Below are 20,506 nucleotides of genomic sequence, written 5' to 3' on the forward strand. Positions count from 1 at the left end.
GGCAATAACTCCAGCACATCAGCATTCAGGTGGCGTCCCGCATCGGGTCGCTGCCCGGGTACCCGTACGCCCCTCAAAAGGCCGAACAACAAAAACAACTAGAAAAAGCGGAGCCGCACCATGACGACTGACCATCCGAACCACACCCAGACCTGTGCACGGGTCAGGGCCAACCCCAAGTTCCAACGCCTCGCGCGTCAGCGTGCACTGCTGGCCTGGACACTGAGCGGCGCGGTCCTGGCGATCTACTACAGCTTCATCATGGTGGTGGCTTTCGCTCCTGCCTGGCTGCACCTGCCGCTGTATGACGGCAGCCACCTCAGCCTCGGCATGCCAATCGGCGTGACGATCATCCTGTTGTCCTGGCTACTCACCGCTTGGTACGTGCACAGCGCCAACACCCGCTTCGACGTGCTCAGCTCGCAGATCCTCCAGGAGTCCCGCGCATGAAACGCCTGTCCGCCCTTCTCGCCCTCAGCCCTGTGCTGGCCCATGCCGACCCCATCATTGCGCAGAAGCAACCGCTCAACCTGCACGCCATCGGCATGTTTTTCGTCTTCGTCCTCGCCACCCTGCTGATCACCTGGTGGGCGGCACGGCGCACCCGCTCCGCCGCCGATTTCTACAGCGCCGGTGGCGGTATCACCGGCTTTCAGAATGGCCTGGCAATCGCCGGTGACTACATGTCGGCCGCCACACTGCTGGGCCTGTCGAGCCTGGTCTTCGCCAAAGGCTACGACGGCTTCGTCTACATCATCGGCTTCTTTGTCGGCTGGCCGATCGTCACCTTCCTGATGGCTGAGCGCTTGCGCAACCTGGGGCGCTACACCTTCGCCGACATCGTCTCCTACCGCCTCGATCAGACCCGCGTGCGCAGTTTCGCCGCCCTCGGATCGCTGACCGTGGTGTGCTGCTATCTGGTGGTGCAGATGGTCGGTGCCGGCCAACTGATCAAGCTGTTGTTCGGTCTCGACTACCGCACAGCGGTGGTGGTGGTCGGATTGTTGATGCTGGTCTACGTGATCTTCGGCGGCATGCTCGCCACCACATGGGTCCAGATCACCAAGGCGGTCCTGCTGCTGGCGGGCGGCACCACCCTGGTGCTGATGGCCCTGAGTCGCTTCGACTTCAGCTTCGAGACCCTGGCCGCCCAGGCTGTGGCGGTGCATGCGAGCGGCGTGCAGATCATGGGCCCGGGCACCTTGCTGGCCGACCCGATCAACGCAGTGTCCTTATCCCTCGGCCTGGTCTTCGGCATTGCCGGCCTGCCGCACATCCTGATGCGCTTCTTCACTGTGCCCAACGCCAAGGAGGCACGTAAATCGGTGCTGTTCGCCACGGTGTTCATCGGTTTCTTCTTCCTGGTGGTCTGCGTCCTGGGCTATACCGCCATCGTCATCGTCGGCACGGATCCGCAGTACTACGTCGATGGCAAGCTCGGCGGGGCCATGATCGGCGGCGGCAACATGGTGGCCATGCACCTGGCGAAGGCGGTGGGCGGCAACCTGTTTCTCGGTTTCCTCTCGGCCGTGGCGTTCGCCACCATTCTCGCGGTGGTGGCCGGCCTTGCACTGGCCGGTGCCTCGGCCATCTCCCATGACCTTTACGCTTCGGTATTGAAGAAGGGCTGCGCCGACGAGAAACAGGAAATGCGCGTGTCACGCATCGCCACCGTCTGCCTGGGCATCGTGGCGATTGCCCTCGGCATTCTGTTCGAAGGCCAGAACATCGCCTTCCTGGTCGGCCTGACGTTCGGCATCGCTGCCTCGGCGAATTTCCCGGTACTGATCATGGCCATGTACTGGGGCGGCCTGACCACACGTGGCGCCCTCTACGGCGGCCTGACCGGCCTGCTCAGCGCCCTGGCCCTGGTGATCGGCTCGCCGTCGGTGTGGGTCGGCGTACTGGGGCATGCCCAGGCACTCTTCCCTTACGACCAGCCGGCGCTGTTCTCCATGCCACTGGCCTTCCTGGTCATAGTGGTCGCTTCCAGGCTTGACCGCAGCGAACGCGCCGACCGCGAACGCGCTGCCTATGCCGACCAGTTCGTGCGTGCCCAGACCGGCCTTGGAGCTGCCATGGCCAGCAGTCACTGACGCTGAGTTTTCCGGGGCTGACGCCCCGAGCGCGAGTCCGCTCCTTTGCTTCGCGCTTTTTTACACCCGCCCTGCGCCGCTCGGCGCAGGACACCCCCAATAGCGCCCTTCCCTCGCCACTCCAAGTGGCGCGGGAGCGGCTCGTCGACAACAAAAACAACAAAAGGCATCCAATGAAACCCACCACCCTCACTCTGTTCCTGGCCGGCAGCGGCCTCGCTGCACAGGCTCATGCCGACTTCCTGGCAGACAGCACGGCCAGGCTGGAGATGCGCAACTTCTACTTCAACCGCGACTTCCGCCAGGCTAATGCCGCCCAGTCCAAGCAAGAAGAATGGGCCCAGGGATTCCTGCTGCGCTACGAATCCGGTTATACCGATGGCACGGTCGGTTTCGGTATCGATGCCCTCGGCCAGCTCGGCGTCAAGCTCGATTCCAGCCCCGATCGCGCCGGCACCGGCCTGCTCAAACGCGACAGCCAGCCGCCCAGGCGCGCCAAGGACGAGTATGGCGAACTGGGCCTGACGGCCAAGTTCAAAGCGTCCAACAGCGTGCTCAAGCTTGGCACCCTGGCCCCTAAGTTACCGGTGCTGCTGGCCAATGATTCGCGCCTGTTGCCGCAAACATTCCGCGGTGGCCAATTGAATGTTCAGGAGATCAAAGGCCTGAGCGTCGATGCGGGGCGCCTGGATCGGGTCAACCAGCGCGACTCCTCGGACTACGAGAAAATGACCATCACCACCACCGGCGCCAAGGGCATTGTCGGTGGCCAGGCCCGCAGCGACGCCTTCAATTTCGCCGGCCTGGCCTACCAGTGGAACGAGCGGCTGAACACGGGCTACAACTACGGCGGCCTGGACGACTTCTATCACCAGCACCAGTTCAGTCTGGTCCACGTGCTGCCGCTGGGCACAGGCCAGACGCTCAAGAGCGACCTGCGCTACGCCCGCTCCACCGACGATGGCCACAGCAACATCGACAACAATGCCTTCGGCGCCATGTTCACCTATGCCCTCGGCGGCCATGCCTTCGGTCTCGGTTACCAACGCATGAGCGGCGACACCGGCTTTGCCTACGTCAATGGCACCGACGCCTTCCTGGTCAACTTCGTGCAGATCAACGATTTCGCCAACAAGGACGAGCGTTCCTGGCAGGCGCGCTACGACTACAACTTCGCGGCCCTCGGCGTTCCCGGCCTGACCTTCATGACCCGCTACCTATCCGGCGACAGCATCGACCTAGGCGCCGGCAAGCCCGACGGCCACGAATGGGAGCGCGACACCGACATCGGCTACGTGCTCCAGAGCGGCCCGCTGAAAAACCTCGGTCTCAAGTGGCGCAACGCTACGGTGCGCACCGCCCACTTCGGTAACGACCTCAACGAAAACCGCCTGATCCTCAGCTATAGCCTGGCGCTCTGGTAAGTCCCCGCACAAGGCGTGCGCTGCCTGCATCGCTTGACGGTGCGGACAGCGCACGCCTTGTGCACTTCTGTCGATTCAACGATGCAGCAGGCCCATGCTTTTTTGCACAACATACGGGATTTTTTGAGCATTCTTATTTGATTTATGCCTGCCTATACTCGATTCAACCACCTGGCCATGAACCCGGTCAGTCCCAATAAAAATAAATAGGGCACCCACCGTGAAGCTATCTTTGCTTGCCGTCGTCTCCCCACTTTCAGGTACCCGCGCGCGTCTTGGGAGCCTCCAATGAACAACCACTGCCAACCCTTCCTGGCCGCTCGTGATTTCCTGCTGGCCCACCGTACCGACTACGCCACCGCCGTACGTGACTTCCGCTGGCCGCAACTGCACGAATTCAACTGGGCGCTGGATTACTTCGATGCCATGGCCGAGGGCAACCAGGCCAACGCCCTGTGGATCGTCGAAGAGGACGGCAGCGAACAACGCTACAGCTTCCAGCAACTGGCAGCGCGCTCCAACCAGGTGGCCAATCACCTGCGCGCCCTTGGCGTGCGCCGTGGCGAACGCATCCTGCTGATGCTCGGTAACGATGTCGCCCTGTGGGAAACCATGCTGGCCGCCTTCAAACTCGGCGCCGTGGTCATTCCCGCTACCGCTCTGCTGACCCCCGAAGACCTGCGCGACCGCATCGAGCGTGGCCATGTCCGCCACCTGGTGGTCGGTAGCGCCCATGTCGACAAGTTCGACGGGCTGGGTGAAGACTGCAGCCGCATCTGCGTCGGTCAGTCCCCCGCCGGCTGGACCCCGCACAGCGCCGCCAGCGAGCATTCCGAGCAGTTCGAAACAGAGGGTCGCACGCTGGCCACCGACCCGATGCTGCTGTACTTCACCTCCGGCACCACCTCCAAGCCGAAGATGGTGTTGCACAGTCACCAGAGTTACCCGGTCGGCCACCTCTCGACCATGTACTGGATTGGCCTGCAGCCGGGCGACCTGCACCTGAACATTTCGTCCCCGGGCTGGGCCAAGCATGCCTGGAGCTGCCTGTTTGCACCCTGGAATGCCGGTGCCTGCATCTTTATCCACAACACCGCACGCTTCAGCGCGCCAGCCCTGCTCGGCGTGCTCGAGCGCTACGGCGTCACCAGCCTGTGCGCGCCGCCTACCGTGTGGCGCATGCTGATCCAGGAAGACCTGGCCAGTTACAAGTCTCGTCTGCGCCTGCGCGAACTGGTGGGCGCCGGTGAGCCGCTCAACCCGGAGATCATTGAGCAGATCCTGCATGCCTGGGGCCTGTTGCTGCGCGACGGCTTCGGTCAGTCGGAAACCACCGCACTGGTCGGCAACACGCCTGGCCAGCGACTCAAGCCGGGCTCCATGGGCCGTCCGTTGCCGGGCTACCGGGTGACCATGCTCGATCCTGATGGCGTGCCGGGCAACGAAGGCGAAGTGGCCCTGCCGCTGGACGTACGCCCCCTTGGCCTGATGCTGTGCTACGAGGACAGCCCGGAAAAGACTGCCGAAGTGATGCGCGACGGCTACTACCGCACTGGCGACACCGCACAGATCGACGAAGAGGGCTACATCACCTTCGTCGGCCGTGCCGATGATGTGTTCAAGGCCTCCGACTACCGCATCAGCCCCTTCGAACTGGAAAGCGCGCTGATCGAACACCCGGCGGTGATGGAAGTGGCCGTGGTGCCAAGCCCCGACCCCGTGCGCCTGGCAGTGCCCAAGGCCTATCTGATCCTGGCCCATGACGCACAGGGCAGTCACGAACTGGCCGGCAGCATCCTCGCGTTCGCCCGCGAGCACCTGGCGCCCTACAAGCGGGTACGGCGCATCGAATTTGTCAGCGAGCTGCCCAAGACCATCTCCGGAAAAATCCGCCGGGTGGAACTGCGGCAAATGGAAGTGCTACGTCGCCAGGGCGACGCACGTGGCCCGCAGGAATACTTCGAAGAAGACTTCCCGCAACTCAAAGGCTGACCCCCGGGGCCGGCATGCCGGCCCCTCCCCCGAATCCAGACCCGACCACTCGGCCAACCACGCCGAGGGGACTCATTCGACCCAACGAAAGCAGGCAGGACCCGTAAATGACCTCTTCCATCGTTCCCAACGTCAAGCTTCTCATCAACGGCGAATTCGTCGAATCGCGCAGCACCCAGTGGCGCGACGTGGTCAACCCGGCCACCCAGGAAGTCCTGGCCCGTGTGCCCTTCGCCACCGCCGAGGAAATGGACGCCGCCGTGGCCAGCGCCAAGCAAGCCTTCAAGACCTGGCGCAAGACCCCGATCGGTGTGCGTGCCCGTGTCTTCCTCAAGTACCAGCAACTGATCCGCGAGAACATCAAGGAACTGGCCGCCCTGCTCACCGCCGAGCAGGGCAAGACCCTGCCGGATGCCGAAGGTGACGTGTTCCGCGGCCTGGAAGTGGTCGAGCACGCCGCCAGCATCGGCAATCTGCAGATGGGCGAACTGGCCAACAATGTAGCCAACGGCGTCGACACCTACACCCTGCTGCAGCCGCTGGGCGTGTGCGCCGGCATCACCCCGTTCAACTTCCCGGCGATGATCCCGCTATGGATGTTCCCGATGGCCATTGCCACCGGCAACACCTTCGTCCTCAAGCCATCCGAGCAGGATCCGCTGGTGACCATGCGCCTGGTGGAACTGGCGCTGGAAGCCGGGGTACCCAAGGGCGTGCTCAACGTCATCCACGGCGGCGTCGACGCGGTGAACCTGATCTGCGACCACCCGGACATCAAGGCCGTGTCCTTCGTCGGCTCGACCAAAGTCGGCACCCACGTCTACAACCGCGCCACCCAGAACGGCAAGCGCGCGCAGTGCATGATGGGCGCGAAAAACCATGCCATCGTCCTGCCTGATGCCAACAAACAACAGACCCTGAACAACCTGCTAGGCGCCTCCTTCGGCGCTGCCGGCCAGCGCTGCATGGCCCTGCCAGTGGTGATCCTGGTGGGTGAAGCGCAGACCTGGCTGCCGGACCTGATCGAACGAACCAAGACTCTCAAGATCAATGGCGGCACCGAGCCGGGCACCGACATCGGCCCGGTGATTTCCTGCGCCGCCCTGGAGCGCGTCAACGGTTTGATCGCCAGTGGCATCGAAGAAGGCGCCCGCCTCGAACTGGATGGGCGCAACCCGAGCGTGCCGGGCTACCAGGACGGCAACTTCGTCGGCCCGACCATTTTCTCCGGCGTCACCGCGCAAATGTCGGTGTACCGCGAAGAGATCTTCGGCCCGGTGCTGTGCGTCATGCACGCCGCCAACCTGGAGGAGGCGATCGAGATCATCAACGCCAACCCGAACGGCAACGGCACGGCCCTGTTCACCCGCTCCGGCGCTGCCGCGCGGCACTTCCAGGAAGAGATCGACGTCGGCCAGGTCGGCATCAACGTGCCAATCCCGGTACCGGTCCCGCTGTTCTCCTTCTCCGGTTCGCGCGCCTCCAAGCTGGGCGACCTGGGCCCCTACGGCAAGCAAGTGGTGACCTTCTACACCCAGACCAAGACGATCACCCAGCGCTGGTTCGACGAGGACGACACCGGCGGCGCGGTGAACACCACCATCACCCTGAAATGACCTTTGCCGGCCGGCGCCTTGCGTCGGCCGACGACAAGCGCGCGCAGGGTTTCCTGCGCCACTGCCCCCACTCGTAAAAGGTAGCCAACATGCATATCGGATTTCTCGGCCTCGGCAACATGGGCGGCCCAATGGCCCGCAACCTGCTCAAGGCCGGCCACAGTCTGACCGTCTTCGATCCCTTCCCCCAGGCGGTCGCCGCCCTGGTGGAGGCCGGCGCCAGCGCCGCCGACTCACCCGCGGCCGTGGCCAAGGCCAGGGTTGAGGTGATCATCACCATGCTGCCGACCGCCGAGCACGTGAAGCAGGTCTATCGCGGCAAGGATGGACTGCTGGCCAATATCGGCCCGGGCGTGCTGTTGATCGACAGTTCGACCATCGACCCGCTGAGCACCCGCGAGGTGGCCAAATACGCCCTCGCCCAAGGCAACCCGATGCTCGACGCGCCGGTATCCGGTGGCACCGGCGGTGCGGCGGCAGGCACCCTGACCTTTATGGTCGGTGGCCCGGACAGCGTGTTCGACCAGGCCCTGCCGATCCTCTCGGCGATGGGCAAGAACATCGTGCACTGCGGCGCAGCAGGCAACGGCCAAGTGGCCAAGATCGCCAACAACATGCTGCTCGGCATCTCCATGGTCGGTGTCGCCGAAGCCATGGCCCTGGGTGTAGCCCTCGGGATCGACGCCAAGGTGCTGGCCGGGATCATCAACACCTCCACCGGTCGCTGCTGGAGCTCGGAGGTCAACAATCCGTTCCCGGGCGTACTGGAAAACGCGCCCGCCTCACGGGGCTACAGCGGCGGCTTTGGCAGCGACCTGATGCTCAAGGACCTGGGCCTGGCCACTGAAGCGGCCCGGCACGCGCGCCAACCGGTCGCGCTCGGTGCCGTAGCCCAGCAGCTGTACCAGACCTTCAGCCTGCAAGGTAACGGCGGTCTGGATTTCTCCGCCATCATCAACCTGTTCCGCGGAGAAGCCTGAACATGAGCGAGCAGCAAGCCCCGGTGCTGGCCAGCGTACGCAACCGTGTCGGCCACCTGACACTGAATCGGCCAAGCGCGTTGAACACCCTGGACCTGCCCATGGTGCGCCTGCTCTGCCGGCACCTGTGGGCGTGGGAGCAGAACCCGGAGATCGTCGCCGTGACCCTTCGCGGCGCCGGTGAAAAGGCCTTCTGCGCCGGTGGCGACATCCGCATGCTGTACGACAGCTACAAGGCCGGCGACAACCTGCATGAGCTGTTCCTCGAGGAAGAGTACGCCCTCGACGAGTACCTGCATGGCTACACCAAGCCAGTGCTGGCACTGCTGGATGGTTTTGTCCTGGGCGGCGGTATGGGCCTGGCCCAGGCCGCCTCGTTGCGGGTGATCACCGAACGCACGCGGATGGGCATGCCGGAAGTCGGCATCGGCTTTTTCCCCGATGTCGGTGGCAGCTATTTCCTGCCGCGCCTGCCAGGTGAACTGGGAACCTACCTGGGTATCACCGGCTGCCAGGTGCGTGCCGCCGATGCCCTCTATGCGAACCTTGCCGACTACTACCTGCCCAGCGAACGGCTGGCCGAGCTGGATGCCTGCCTCGACCACCTGAACTGGACCGCTGCGCCCGTCGAAGACTTGCAGGACCTGCTCGCCGACATGGCCACCGAGCGACTTGCCGGTTCCGAGCTCAAGGCCTGTCGCCAGGCGATCGACGAGTATTTCGCCCTGCCCGATGTCCCGGCCATTCACGCCGCGCTGCAGCGCGAACAACGCCCCGAGCTGCAAGACTGGGCCGAGCAGACGGTGAAGCTGCTCGACAGCCGCTCACCATTGGCGATGGCCACGACGCTCGAGTTGTTGCGCCGTGGTCGTGACCTGAGCCTGGCCGAGTGCTTCGCCCTTGAGTTGCACCTGGACTACCAGTGGTTCGACAAGGGCGACCTGATGGAGGGAGTGCGCGCCCTGATCATCGACAAGGACAAGTGCCCACGCTGGAACCCGCCAACCCTGACAGAACTGGCACCTGCCCAGGTGCAAGCCTTCTTCAACGACTTTGAACGCGCCTCCGGCAAGCCCGTACGCACCGCCTGATCGGCAGGAGACTTTGCAATGCACGATATCGAATTGACCGAAGAACAACGCATGATCCGCGACATGGCGCGCGACTTCGCCCGCAGCGAAGTCGCGCCGCATGCCCAGGCCTGGGAGAAGGCCGGCTGGATCGATGACGCCGTGGTGGCGCAGATGGGCGAGCTGGGCCTGCTGGGCATGGTCGTACCGGACACCTGGGGCGGCAGCTATACCGACTATGTGGCCTACGCCCTGGCCGTTGAAGAAATCTCGGCCGGTGACGGAGCCCTCGGCGCGCTGATGAGCATCCACAATTCGGTGGGCTGCGGCCCCCTGCTGAAATACGGCACCCCCGCGCAACAGGACAGCTGGCTGCCGCAGCTGGTCAGTGGTCAAGCGATCGGCTGCTTCTGCCTGACCGAGCCACAGGCCGGCTCCGAAGCGCACAACCTGCGTACCCGTGCCGAACTGCGCGACGGTCAGTGGATTCTAAACGGTGCCAAGCAGTTCGTCAGCAACGGGGAGCGGGCCAAGCTGGCCATTGTCTTCGCCGTCACAGATGCGCAACTGGGTAAGAAAGGGCTGTCGGCCTTCCTGGTCCCCACTGACAACTCCGGATTCGTGGTCGACCGACGCGAACACAAGATGGGCATCAAGGCCTCCGATACCTGCGCCGTGACCTTGAACAACTGCACCATTCCCGAAGCCAACCTGCTGGGTGAACGCGGCAAGGGCCTGGCCATTGCCCTGTCGAACCTGGAAGGCGGCCGCATCGGCATCGCCGCCCAGGCCCTGGGAATCGCCCGCGCCGCCTTCGAAGCCGCCCTGGGCTATGCCCGCGAACGCGTCCAGTTCGGCAAGCCGATCATCGAACACCAAAGCGTGTCCAACCTGCTCGCCGACATGCACACCCGGCTCAACGCCAGCCGCCTGATGGTCCTGCATGCCGCGCGCCTGAAAAGCGCCGGGCAACCGTGCCTGTCCGAAGCCTCCCAGGCCAAGCTGTTCGCCTCGGAAATGGCCGAGCGTGTGTGTTCCAGCGCCATGCAGATCCATGGCGGCTACGGTTACCTGGAAGACTACCCGGTGGAGCGCTACTACCGAGACGCGCGCATCACCCAGATCTACGAAGGCTCCAGCGAAGTCCAGCGCCTGCTGATCGCCCGCGAACTGAACCACTACGCACTCTGACCCCCTCGAGCCGGACGCGACTGCCGCCTCCGGCTTTCACCTGCCTTCCCTCTCGCGGAGTTGCCCATGCCCGGCTTGCGCAATATTTCCATTAGCCGTCGTCTGTGGCTGATTTTGCTGACATCCATCCTGATGCTGCTGATTCTCGCCGGCCTGATGCTCAAGCAGAGCCATGACGACCTGTATGCGGCCAAGGCGCTGAAAACCCGCCACGTGGTCGAGACTGCCAGCGGCATCCTGCGCCACTTCCAGAGCCTGGAAGCCCAGGGCCTCAGTCGTGAGCAAGCGCAGCAGCAGGCCATCGCGGTCATGCGCGACTTGCGCTACGACCGCCAGGACTACTTCTGGCTCGAAGACCTCGACACGCGCATGGTCATGCACCCCAATGCCAAGCTCGAGGGCAAGCGCATGGCCGGCACGCTCGATCCGGACGGCAAGGCGCTGTTCGACGAAATGGTCGCCACGGCCAAACGCGATGGTGCCGGCCTGGTGCACTACCGCTGGCCCAAGCCGGGTTCCGACGCGCCGGTGGAGAAGGTTTCCTACGTCGAACTGTTCAAGCCCTGGGGCTGGATTGTCGGCTCGGGCATCTACATCGACGACGTGCAGGTCGAATTCCGCCGCCAGCTGCTCCAGGCTTTCGTCATATTGCTGACGATCACCCTGCTGCTCAGTACGCTGATCCTGCTGATTGCCCGCAGCATCGCCTCGCCACTGGCGCGGGTGGTCGATGCCATGGAGAACATCGCCAGCGGCGAAGCCGATTTGACCCGCCATCTGGATAACCGCTGGCGTGATGAACTGACAGACTTGAGCCGCCATTTCAACGTATTCACCAACAAGCTCCGTGGCGTGATCGGCCAGTCCATCCAGTCCGCCGACAGCCTGGACCAGGCTTCGAAGTCACTCGGTGAAATCGCCGCCGATAGCCAGAACCACAGCCAGCAGCAATCGCAGCAGATGGAGCTGGTCGCCGCCGCCATCCATGAGGTCTCCTACGCCGTGCAGGAAGTGGCCAGGAACGCCGAGCACGCTGCCAACGAAGTTCGCCAGGCCGAAGAGCAGGCACGTCGGGGCCAGAACAACATCGACACCAGCCTGCTCCAGATCGACCAGTTGTCCGATACCATCGGCCAGGCCGTCGAGGTGATCCAGAGCCTGGCCCGGGAAAGCACCCAGATCGGCAGCGTGCTGGAAGTGATCCGCGCCATCGCCGAGCAAACCAACCTGCTTGCGCTGAACGCTGCCATCGAGGCGGCGCGCGCTGGCGAACAGGGTCGCGGCTTCGCGGTGGTGGCCGACGAAGTGCGCCTGCTGGCACAGCGCACCCAGCAGTCCACCGCGCAAATCCAGGACATGATCGAGCGCCTGCACGGCAACTCGGAAGCCGCGGTGAATGTCATCAATGCCAGCAGCCAGGCCGCTCGACAAACCGTGGAACAGGCCCACCAAACGGCTGAAAGCCTGCACCAGGTACTCGGCGCGCTGCGCAATGTCACTGAACTGAACGCCTCGATCGCCAGCGCCACCCTGGAGCAGTCACACGTGGTCGAAGACATCAACCAGAATGTGACCCGAGCAGCCTCTCTGGCCCACGAAAATGCCCAGGCAGCAGACCGTTCCAACGCGGCGAGCCAGGAACTGGGCCAACTGGCGGGTCAGCTCAATCGGCTGTTGGGGCAGTTTCGCGTATGAGGTGGATGAGCAACATGCAGCCCTCCAAATCCCTTTTTGCCATGCCTGTCGACGAAGCGCGCAACACGCGCTACCTGGAAACGCGGCACAAGGCGGTCGAGCTGTTCGCCAGGCATGGTTTCAGCCGGGTCAGCATGCGCGACCTGGCCACTTGCCTGGGGATCACGGCCGGCTCCCTCTACAACCACATCGATAGCAAAGAGGCACTGCTGTTTGAACTGATCGAGGAGCTCTACGAAGCGTTGCTTGATGGCGCCAGCCTGGTGACCCGGCGCAAATCCGCCCCCACTGCACGACTGCACGGCCTGCTTGAGGCGCACCTGCGGCTCCACGAGCGCATGGCCGCGCATTTCCGCCTGGCTGAGTACGACCTCCATTGTTTGAGTTGCGAACAGCAGGCCTCGATCCTGACCCTGCGCGGACGCTACGAGGAGCACCTGGTGGAGGCCATAGAGCAACTCACCGGTAAACCGGCTGGCGCCACCCTGCGCGCGACCATGAACGGCATCGTTTCCCTGCTCAATCAACTGCCGGCCTGGGTCGGGAAGCCCCAGGCCGGCATTGGTGCACGCCGCAAGCTGCTGCATGAAATGGTGATGAGTACGCTGCAGGGTGCATTGCGTGCAACTCAGGCCGCAGACCTTACCCGCCCGGAAAAACCAACGCTCCAGCGCTTATGAAGCATGCAGTAGCCAAGCGACGCCTTGGCCATCAGCCCGATGACTTTGTAGCGACGGCCTCCCTGCCGATCAGTCTGTGAACCGAACGAGCGCCGCCAAAAAAAGCTCTTTCGCCCCCCGGAAAAATCATTGCGAAACCCCGCAGAAACGCTCACCAGTGCCTGGAGCGATCGGGCACAGGTGCACGTTGTCACGCCCGGGACTGATATGATTTTTTTCAGTTGCCTTGCATATGGATTTTTATTGTGTCATTTATAGCCTCGCCGATCACAGGATTGATCCACCGCGCCAACCCGGATGGCGGGCACCCGTTCCCCCAATGCCCTCCAGGGAGTCAACAATATGAACAAGACAGAACTTCTAGGTGCTCTGGCGCTATGCGCTTTCAGCTTTCTGGCACATGCCGACGAAGACAGCCTGCGTATCGGTATCGAAGCCGCCTACCCGCCCTTCTCCTTCAAGACACCGGAGGGCAACGTCAGCGGGTTCGACTACGACATCGGCAACGCCTTGTGCGAAGAAATGAAGGTCAAGTGCGAGTGGGTCATTCAGGAGTTCGACGGCATGATCCCGTCGCTCAAAGTGCGCAAGATCGATGCCGTGCTGTCGTCGATGTCCATCACCGAAGACCGGATGAAATCCGTGGACTTCAGCAAAAAGTACTACCACACGCCGGGCAAGTTCGCGATGAAGGCCGGCAACGTGATCAATGACCCTCTGGTCGACCTCAAGGGCAAGAAACTCGGCGTGCAACGCTCCTCGACCTACGATCGCTTTGCCACCGAGCAACTGGAAAAAGCCGGCGTCGTCGTGGTGCGCTACTCCTCGCAGAATGAAGCCTTCCTCGACCTCGCCTCGGGTCGTCTGGACGCCACCCTCGCCGACATCGTCAACACCGATGAGAGTTTCATCAAGACACCGGCAGGCCAGGGTTTCGCATTGACCGGGCCCGACATCAACGACCCGAAATATTTTGGCCGGGGCGCCGGGATCGCCGTGCGCAAAGGCGACAGTGCCAACGTTGCGCGCCTGAGTGCCGCGATCGACGCCATTCGCGCCAATGGCAAGTACCAGCAAGTGATGGCCAGGTACTTCGCGTTCGATATCTACGGCGAGTAAGCCAGCCCCTGAAACCTGACCCCGGCGCCGGCCCCTGCAGGCGTCTGCCGGGGCTTGTCCTGCGCGCCTCGCGGCGCTCGCTTGAGGAACTTCATCATGCTCCACGGCTACGGATCGAGCATTCTCGATGGCGCCTGGCTGACCATCAACCTGGCCTTGACCTCCATGTCCCTGGCAATTGCCCTGGGCCTGATCGGTGCGGCCTTTCGCCTCTCGCCGCTCAAATGGCTGGCCCTGCTCGGGGAAAGCTACACCACCCTGATTCGCGGCATTCCAGACCTGGTGCTGATCCTGCTGATCTTCTACGGCGGCCAGGACCTGGTGAACCGCCTCGCCCTGGCGCTCGGTTACACCCGCTATATCGACATCAACCCCTACATCGCCGGCGTCTGCACCATGGGCTTCATTTTTGGCGCCTACCTCTCGGAAACCTTTCGCGGCGCCTTCATGGCGATCCCCAAAGGCCAGGCCGAGGCCGGCGTGGCCTATGGCATGGGCGGTGCGCAGGTGTTCTGGCGAATCCTGGTACCGCAGATGATTCGTTTCGCCATTCCCGGGTTCACCAACAACTGGTTGGTACTGACCAAATCCACCGCGCTGATCTCGGTGATCGGCTTGCAGGACATGATGTTCAAAGCCAAGAACGCCGCAGATGCCACACACGAGCCCTTCACGTTCTTCCTCGCGGTGGCGGCGCTGTACCTGATGCTCACCAGCCTGTCCTTGCTGGTGCTGCGCTATCTGGAAAAACACTATTCGGTCGGCATCAAAGCCGCCGAATTGTGAGGGGAGCCACCCATGATTCTCGACTACAACCTGATCTGGGAAAACCTGCCGCTGTACTTCAACGGCGCCGTGTTGACCCTCAAAGTCCTGCTGATTTCCCTGGCCCTGGGCCTGGTATTGGCGATTCCGCTGGCGCTGATGCGGGTCTCGCGATCGCCGCTGATCAACTTCCCGGCCTGGCTCTATACCTACGTGATTCGCGGCACGCCGATGCTGGTGCAGTTGTTCCTGATCTATTACGGCCTGGCGCAGTTCGAAGCGGTGCGCCAAAGCGTGCTCTGGCCCTACCTCTCCAGCGCCACCTTTTGCGCCTGCCTGGCCTTCGCGATCAACACCAGCGCCTACAGCGCAGAGCTGCTGGCCGGCAGCCTGAAATCCACCAACCATGGCGAGATCGAAGCCGCCAGGGCCATGGGCATGTCCCGCCTGACCCTGTACCGTCGCATTCTCATGCCGTCGGCCTTGCGCCGGGCATTGCCGCAGTACAGCAACGAAGTGCTGATGATGCTGCAAACCACCAGCCTGGCCTCCATCGTCACCCTCGTCGACATCACCGGGGCCGCGCGGACTGTCAGCTCACGGTTCTATCTGCCGTTCGAGGCGTTTATCACCGCCGGCCTCATCTACCTCGCCCTGACCTTCATTCTGGTGCGTCTGTTCAAGCTGGCCGAGCGCCGCTGGCTGGCGTACCAGGCACCGCGCAAGCACTAAGGAGCTGACATGGAGCACATTCAATACCTGTTGCCGTGGAGTGCCTCGGGCACCGAACGCACGCTGTCGCTGTTCCGCTTTGGCAGTGGAACACGCAAGGCCTACATCCAGGCGTCATTGCATGCCGACGAGTTGCCGGGGATGCGCGTCGCCGTCGAACTCAAGCGCCGTCTGCTGGAACTGGAAACCCAAGGCCGCCTGACCGGGGTGATCGAGTTGGTGCCCATGGCCAACCCGATCGGTATCGCCCAGATGTTCCAGGCCACCCATCAGGGGCGTTTTGAATTCTCCAGCGGCAAGAACTTCAATCGCGACTTCCCGGAATTGGTCGATGCCGTTGCACCGCTGCTGGAAGGCAAATTGACAGACGATGCCGACGCCAACATCGCCCTGATCCGCCGCGCCATGGGCGATGCCCTCGCCGCCCTGCCGGCAGCGGCCTCGGAACTCGACGGCCTGCGCCGCCTGTTGCTGCAGCATGCCTGTGACGCCGATGTGGTGCTGGACCTGCACTGCGACTTCGAATCGATCATGTTGCTGTACGCGATGCCGCAACACTGGCCACGCTTGCAGTCCCTGGCCGCACGCCTCGGTGCGGAGGTCACGTTGCTGGCCGAAGATGCCGGCGGCAGCGCCTTCGACGAAGCCTGCGCCATTGCCTGGCTGCGCCTGGCCGAGCGGTTTCCCGAAGCCAATATTCCCCTGGCATGCGCGGCCACCACCATCGAACTGCGCGGCATGGCCGACACCGGGCGCGAGCAATGCGTCGACAGTGCCCAGGCCATTCTCGGCTATCTCGCCGAACAGGGCCTGATCAGCGGTGACTGGCCAGCGGCACCGCCGAGCCGTTGCCAGGCCATGCCATTCGCCGGCGCCCAGTACGCCTGTGCGCCCCATCCCGGTGTGGTGAGTTTTCTGCAACCGCTGGGCGCGCAGGTCAAGGTCGGCGATCCGCTGTTCGAGGTCATCGACCCGCTGACCGACCGCCATAGCGTGGTGCGCGCCAGCACCGACGGCATTCTCTATGCCCGCGAACGCCTGCGTTTTGCCCAGCCTGGATTGTGGCTGGCCAAAGTGGCAGGCATCGCCCCCATTCGCCAGGGTCGCTTGCTCAGCGACTGATTCCAGAGAGTTCAAACCATGTACAAACTTGAAGTTCAGGACCTGCACAAAAGCTACGGCGCCCACCAGGTACTCAAGGGCGTGTCCCTGCAAGCGCAGGCCGGCGACGTAATCAGCATCATCGGCTCCAGCGGCTCCGGCAAGAGTACCTTCCTGCGCTGCATCAACCTGCTGGAGCAACCCAATGCAGGCAACATCGTACTCAATGGCGAACCGCTCAAGCTGGTGACCAACAAACTTGGCGGGCTGAAAGCGGCCGAACCCAGGCAGTTGCAGCGCATGCGTTCGCAACTGTCGATGGTGTTTCAACACTTCAACCTCTGGTCGCACATGAGCGCTCTGGAAAACGTCATGGAAGCCCCGGTGCATGTGCTGGGCCAAAGCAAGAAAGAGGCACGGGAAAAGGCCGAGCACTACCTGGACAAAGTCGGTGTGGCGCACCGCATGCACGCCTGGCCGGCGCACATGTCCGGTGGCGAGCAGCAGCGCGTGGCGATTGCCCGTGCACTGGCGATGGAACCGCAGGTGATGCTGTTCGATGAGCCGACGTCGGCCCTCGACCCCGAACTGGTCGGCGAAGTGCTCAAAGTCATGCAGGACCTGGCACAGGAAGGCCGCACCATGGTGGTGGTGACCCACGAAATGGGCTTTGCCCGCGAGGTTTCCAACCAACTGGTGTTCCTGCACAAGGGCGTTGTCGAAGAGCGCGGCGACCCGCGTGAGGTGCTGGTCAACCCGCAGTCCGAACGCCTGCGGCAGTTTCTGGCCGGGAGCCTGAAGTAAGACCGCCACCCGCCCACTGCTCGGCGCTGCCCTGACCAGGCAGGCTTGGGATACACTCCGGCCAACCTTGTCAGGGCATCAGGCACAGCCCTTCTCTCACCTTCAGGAAACGTTGAGCCGGATATGCCAACCCCATCGAAAGACACCACCGTCTATGCCGCGCCGGTCATGCGCAAACTGACGGAAATCGTTTCCGAACTGCCACCGTCACTGCGCAAGGTGGCGGACTTCATCCTGCGTCACCCGCTCAAGGCCGCGACGCTGACCATCGAGGAGATGGCTCACGAAACACTGACCTCACCCGCCGCCGTCAACCGCCTGGCCAAAGCGCTGGACCTCGGTGGCTACAGCGGCATGAAGGCCGAACTGGTCGCAACCTTGCAGCAGATGGTCTCGCCGGTGGACAAACTGCGCAACGAACTGGCCCATCGCCCGGGCGGCGCGTTTGGCCTGCATGAACAACTGCAGAGCGCCAGCAGCAACCTGGCCACGGCGGTGACCAACAACCACGCCGACACCTTTGAAGCCTTCGTCACTCGCCTGACCACGGCACGCAAAATCTACATCCTGGGGTTCGGCAACAGTGTCTACTTCGCCGGCCTCGCCGCGTCGACCCTGATGCCCTTCTGTGCCGACGCCACGGCCATCAGCATGGAGGGTGGCAACGAAAACGCCGCGTACCGCCTGGCCGCGATTACCGATCAGGACGTGTTGCTGGCAATCTCCCTGCCCCGCTACTCCCTCGACACCCTGCAACTGGCACGCTTCGCCAATGAACGCGGCGCATCCGTGCTGGCAATCACCGACTCACCGGCCTCGCCGCTCACCGGCATTGCCGAGCACACGCTGTTTGCCCCTTGCGACCACCCGGTGCTGACCAGCTCCAACATCGCCGTGCTGGCCCTGATCGAAGGCCTGGTCGCCGGCGTGATGGCGCGCAATAAGGAAGCGGTCAAACTGGCCACCGAACTGACTGAAAGCGTGATGTCGTACTTGCACATTCCAGCCAGCGGTAAACCTGCGAAGAAGTGATTGCGTTGTGGATTTGCCTTGCAGACCCGTACCGTCACTGACAGCCATGGGTTGAATCCCCCAGTCGTTTTCTGCCTCTTGCGACGGGCAGAAAACGGCCAGGAGCAGTCGCTCAACGTCTACAAAACTAGGGGCGATTCAAGATGTAGCAACGTGCGTATCAATTCTATGTCGCTTTCCTCAGTCTGTTGACGTTGACTGAATATCGGCACCACCGGCAATAAACCGGTGGATGTCCTCGATAATCATTTGTAGCCTGCGGGTGTCATGCATTCGTTTACTCACCAATTCGACCGCGAGATGACCAGAATTCAGGATTGAGTTCAACGCCTTTCTTTTCCCCGCCAACCGCAGCCCCTGACTGAGAGCTGTTTGTTCGAACATGCGGGAAACATTGCTCCTCGATAGCCCAGGCATCAGGCCAGCTAGGATGCTTGGCTCACTCGCCATCAATAGAGCTGTTGCTAGATGCGTCTCGACGTGTTCGTATTCCGAGAATATCTGCAGCCTTAAATCTGCCTTCATTGCCGTTTCCCCGCCATCGCGCAGCAGGCTTTGGTAGATCACCTTTGTATCATCGGCAATGGCACCGGCCGAAACAGTTGATGGGTAGCCGTAGTAGAAGGCAAACGGTAGGCGGTCTTCCTCACCTAGATGCTTGATGGCCTTCATGGAATGGCAAGCGGCAACTATCACGGTCAACTCACCGGCTGACGTTTGAATAATCTTCCGGCAATAGCAAAGCAGGTCCAGCCATGACACATGATCTCCCGAAGGGAGGCGAAGACCTTTTTCCGGATGTCCATGCCCATCTATGAACAGGATAGGCCGGATACCAATGCGGCAAAGCCGGACAATCTCTCCAAGACTCTCATCGAATTGCTGAGCGTTTGATGCTTCGAAATGACGGGCGAAATCGCGAAAGTAGTCGTACTTGTCCGGGTCCATTTCAAGCAGTAGGTCGTGCATTCCCTGCAGCCGACTGCGGCCCGTCTGTAAGTCCCCCTCACCCAGGCAATCCACTATGAAGATGGCGTTGGCCTCAGAAAATCCGATTTTCCTGAGCTGGAACCGTGTTCGTTCCGGGCGTCCCATGGTCTGCGTCCCTCTGCGTCCGGCAGGAATAATTCAAGCCATAGAATACCTGCAGCGGAATTGTATTTCTTCATAGAAACCCCTCGTTTCATAGACAGGTCCGAGCGTCCCTTATGGGTCATTTTCTGCCTCTCGCGACAGGCAGAAAACGGCCAAAAGCAGCCGGTCGGTTGCTGTGCTGACGTTAGTACTCGAAATTATCCTTCACGCCTGGAAAGTCGAAATACTCTCACGGCACTTCAGTCAGAAATCCCCCTTGTGAAGTCTGTCTCCCCTGGGCACCCGCCATTGAACGCCGGTGCCTTTCTTTCGCAGATTAACGGGCAGCTACTTGAGACTCCCGGCCAGGAACTGCTGCAACCGCTCGCTTTGCGGCTGTTCCAGCAGTGTGCCTGGCGCTCCCGACTCCTCCACCCGCCCCTGATGCAGAAACATGACGTGGTTCGACACCTGCCTGGCAAACGCCATTTCGTGAGTGACGACCACCATCGTCCTGCCCTCTTCGGCCAGTTGCTGCATGACCTTGAGCACCTCACCCACCAGTTCAGGGTCAAGGGCCGAGGTCGGTTCGTCGAACAGCATCACTTCGGGTTCCATCGCCAGCGCACGGGCAATGGCCACCCGTTGTTGCTGGCCGCCGGACAAGTGCACCGGGTACTGGGCCTCGACCTTTTGTGGCAGCCCCACCTTGGCAAGGTAATGACGCGCCCGCTCCAGTGCCTGGGCCCGACTGATACCGAGCACGCTCATCGGGCACTCGATGATGTTTTCCAGCACGGTCATGTGGCTCCACAAATTGAAGTGCTGGAACACCATCGACAACCGGCTGCGCAGGCTCCGCAGCTGCCCGGGGTCAACCACACACAACTCGCCCCTCGGGTTTCTGCGGGTGAGCAATTCTTCGTCATTGACGACAATGCGCCCGGCCGACGGTTGTTCGAGGTGGTTGATACAACGCAGGAAGGTACTTTTCCCGGACCCGGAGGAGCCGATGATGCTGATCACATCACCCGCCCTGGCCTTGAGCGAAACCCCTTTCAACACTTCATGGTTGCCGTAGTTTTTATGGATATCTTCAACGATCAATTTATACATTCGAGCAAGTCCGATAGGG

18 protein-coding genes are annotated in these 20,506 nt (G+C 62.4%); 16 read left to right on the plus strand and 2 right to left on the minus strand.

All coding sequences use genetic code 11. The annotated features are described in order from the left end of the window. Positions 1-120 precede the first annotated feature (120 nt). The 16 genes from KW838_RS02110 to KW838_RS02185 all read left to right on the plus strand — a co-directional run bounded on the left by KW838_RS02110 (position 121) and on the right by KW838_RS02185 (position 18,297). Positions 121-450 carry a DUF485 domain-containing protein gene (locus KW838_RS02110; protein ID WP_095966912.1) on the plus strand — a complete coding sequence of 110 codons (330 nt, stop codon included), beginning with the start codon at positions 121-123 and terminating at the stop codon, positions 448-450. Continuing rightward, on the plus strand, positions 447-2,096 hold the full coding sequence (locus KW838_RS02115) for a cation acetate symporter (RefSeq protein ID WP_218500197.1): 1,650 nt from the start codon (positions 447-449) through the stop codon (positions 2,094-2,096). Before KW838_RS02110 ends, KW838_RS02115 begins: the two co-directional genes overlap by 4 nt. Positions 2,097-2,269: 173 nt before the next feature. Next, the gene (locus KW838_RS02120) at positions 2,270-3,520 is read left to right on the plus strand and encodes an OprD family porin (protein ID WP_218500198.1); all 1,251 of its coding nucleotides are present in this window, start codon (positions 2,270-2,272) and stop codon (positions 3,518-3,520) included. Between the two features lie 288 nt (positions 3,521-3,808). After that, positions 3,809-5,512, plus strand: coding sequence for an AMP-binding protein (locus tag KW838_RS02125; protein WP_218500199.1), 1,704 nt, complete (start codon positions 3,809-3,811; stop codon positions 5,510-5,512). Between the two features lie 107 nt (positions 5,513-5,619). Further along, on the plus strand, positions 5,620-7,128 hold the full coding sequence (locus KW838_RS02130; protein ID WP_218500200.1) for a CoA-acylating methylmalonate-semialdehyde dehydrogenase: 1,509 nt from the start codon (positions 5,620-5,622) through the stop codon (positions 7,126-7,128). An 89-nt stretch (positions 7,129-7,217) separates the two neighbouring features. Further along, the gene (gene mmsB / locus KW838_RS02135) at positions 7,218-8,108 is read left to right on the plus strand and encodes a 3-hydroxyisobutyrate dehydrogenase (protein WP_007978273.1); all 891 of its coding nucleotides are present in this window, start codon (positions 7,218-7,220) and stop codon (positions 8,106-8,108) included. A 2-nt stretch (positions 8,109-8,110) separates the two neighbouring features. After that, complete coding sequence (locus KW838_RS02140) at positions 8,111-9,199, plus strand: enoyl-CoA hydratase/isomerase family protein (protein WP_218500201.1); 1,089 nt, start codon at positions 8,111-8,113, stop codon at positions 9,197-9,199. 18 nt (positions 9,200-9,217) lie between these two features. Continuing rightward, the gene (locus tag KW838_RS02145; protein ID WP_218500202.1) at positions 9,218-10,369 is read left to right on the plus strand and encodes an acyl-CoA dehydrogenase family protein; all 1,152 of its coding nucleotides are present in this window, start codon (positions 9,218-9,220) and stop codon (positions 10,367-10,369) included. Between the two features lie 66 nt (positions 10,370-10,435). Beyond that, positions 10,436-12,064 (plus strand): methyl-accepting chemotaxis protein, encoded by a 1,629-nt coding sequence (locus KW838_RS02150; RefSeq protein WP_218500203.1) that lies wholly within the window; start codon positions 10,436-10,438, stop codon positions 12,062-12,064. Next, complete coding sequence (locus KW838_RS02155; protein WP_218500204.1) at positions 12,061-12,744, plus strand: TetR/AcrR family transcriptional regulator; 684 nt, start codon at positions 12,061-12,063, stop codon at positions 12,742-12,744. The genes KW838_RS02150 and KW838_RS02155 overlap by 4 nt, the downstream gene beginning before the upstream one ends. A gap of 342 nt (positions 12,745-13,086) precedes the next feature. Beyond that, complete coding sequence (locus tag KW838_RS02160; protein WP_095966922.1) at positions 13,087-13,863, plus strand: ABC transporter substrate-binding protein; 777 nt, start codon at positions 13,087-13,089, stop codon at positions 13,861-13,863. Positions 13,864-13,959: 96 nt separating this feature from the next. Further along, complete coding sequence (locus KW838_RS02165) at positions 13,960-14,649, plus strand: ABC transporter permease (protein WP_007978261.1); 690 nt, start codon at positions 13,960-13,962, stop codon at positions 14,647-14,649. Between the two features lie 12 nt (positions 14,650-14,661). Further along, positions 14,662-15,360 (plus strand): ABC transporter permease, encoded by a 699-nt coding sequence (locus tag KW838_RS02170; protein WP_218479778.1) that lies wholly within the window; start codon positions 14,662-14,664, stop codon positions 15,358-15,360. 9 nt (positions 15,361-15,369) lie between these two features. Next, positions 15,370-16,482 carry a succinylglutamate desuccinylase/aspartoacylase family protein gene (locus KW838_RS02175; RefSeq protein ID WP_218500205.1) on the plus strand — a complete coding sequence of 371 codons (1,113 nt, stop codon included), beginning with the start codon at positions 15,370-15,372 and terminating at the stop codon, positions 16,480-16,482. An 18-nt stretch (positions 16,483-16,500) separates the two neighbouring features. After that, a complete protein-coding gene (locus KW838_RS02180; RefSeq protein ID WP_218500206.1) occupies positions 16,501-17,265 on the plus strand; it encodes an ABC transporter ATP-binding protein in 765 nt (254 codons plus the stop codon). Between the two features lie 123 nt (positions 17,266-17,388). Further along, positions 17,389-18,297, plus strand: coding sequence for a MurR/RpiR family transcriptional regulator (locus KW838_RS02185; RefSeq protein ID WP_218479781.1), 909 nt, complete (start codon positions 17,389-17,391; stop codon positions 18,295-18,297). A gap of 180 nt (positions 18,298-18,477) precedes the next feature. Here the strand turns inward: KW838_RS02185 and KW838_RS02190 are convergent, their stop codons facing one another. Together KW838_RS02190 and KW838_RS02195 are read right to left on the minus strand one after the other, a co-directional pair. Next, positions 18,478-19,392, minus strand: a complete 915-nt coding sequence (locus KW838_RS02190) for a hypothetical protein (protein WP_218500207.1) — start codon at positions 19,390-19,392, stop codon at positions 18,478-18,480. A gap of 327 nt (positions 19,393-19,719) precedes the next feature. Next, entirely contained in the window at positions 19,720-20,487 is a 768-nt protein-coding gene (locus KW838_RS02195) for an ABC transporter ATP-binding protein (protein WP_102701109.1), read from the minus strand. Between the last annotated feature and the right edge of the window lie 19 nt (positions 20,488-20,506).

The organism is Pseudomonas sp. PDM27, assembly GCF_019219205.1.
Classification (GTDB): domain Bacteria; phylum Pseudomonadota; class Gammaproteobacteria; order Pseudomonadales; family Pseudomonadaceae; genus Aquipseudomonas; species Aquipseudomonas laurylsulfatiphila.

Coding starts and splice junctions, on each gene's coding strand:
- KW838_RS02110 (WP_095966912.1), top strand. CDS start 121: ATGACGACTGACCATCCGAACCACACCCAGACCTGTGCACGGGTCAGG.
- KW838_RS02115 (WP_218500197.1), top strand. CDS start 447: ATGAAACGCCTGTCCGCCCTTCTCGCCCTCAGCCCTGTGCTGGCCCAT.
- KW838_RS02120 (WP_218500198.1), top strand. CDS start 2,270: ATGAAACCCACCACCCTCACTCTGTTCCTGGCCGGCAGCGGCCTCGCT.
- KW838_RS02125 (WP_218500199.1), top strand. CDS start 3,809: ATGAACAACCACTGCCAACCCTTCCTGGCCGCTCGTGATTTCCTGCTG.
- KW838_RS02130 (WP_218500200.1), top strand. CDS start 5,620: ATGACCTCTTCCATCGTTCCCAACGTCAAGCTTCTCATCAACGGCGAA.
- mmsB (WP_007978273.1), top strand. CDS start 7,218: ATGCATATCGGATTTCTCGGCCTCGGCAACATGGGCGGCCCAATGGCC.
- KW838_RS02140 (WP_218500201.1), top strand. CDS start 8,111: ATGAGCGAGCAGCAAGCCCCGGTGCTGGCCAGCGTACGCAACCGTGTC.
- KW838_RS02145 (WP_218500202.1), top strand. CDS start 9,218: ATGCACGATATCGAATTGACCGAAGAACAACGCATGATCCGCGACATG.
- KW838_RS02150 (WP_218500203.1), top strand. CDS start 10,436: ATGCCCGGCTTGCGCAATATTTCCATTAGCCGTCGTCTGTGGCTGATT.
- KW838_RS02155 (WP_218500204.1), top strand. CDS start 12,061: ATGAGGTGGATGAGCAACATGCAGCCCTCCAAATCCCTTTTTGCCATG.
- KW838_RS02160 (WP_095966922.1), top strand. CDS start 13,087: ATGAACAAGACAGAACTTCTAGGTGCTCTGGCGCTATGCGCTTTCAGC.
- KW838_RS02165 (WP_007978261.1), top strand. CDS start 13,960: ATGCTCCACGGCTACGGATCGAGCATTCTCGATGGCGCCTGGCTGACC.
- KW838_RS02170 (WP_218479778.1), top strand. CDS start 14,662: ATGATTCTCGACTACAACCTGATCTGGGAAAACCTGCCGCTGTACTTC.
- KW838_RS02175 (WP_218500205.1), top strand. CDS start 15,370: ATGGAGCACATTCAATACCTGTTGCCGTGGAGTGCCTCGGGCACCGAA.
- KW838_RS02180 (WP_218500206.1), top strand. CDS start 16,501: ATGTACAAACTTGAAGTTCAGGACCTGCACAAAAGCTACGGCGCCCAC.
- KW838_RS02185 (WP_218479781.1), top strand. CDS start 17,389: ATGCCAACCCCATCGAAAGACACCACCGTCTATGCCGCGCCGGTCATG.
- KW838_RS02190 (WP_218500207.1), bottom strand. CDS start 19,392: ATGGGACGCCCGGAACGAACACGGTTCCAGCTCAGGAAAATCGGATTT.
- KW838_RS02195 (WP_102701109.1), bottom strand. CDS start 20,487: ATGTATAAATTGATCGTTGAAGATATCCATAAAAACTACGGCAACCAT.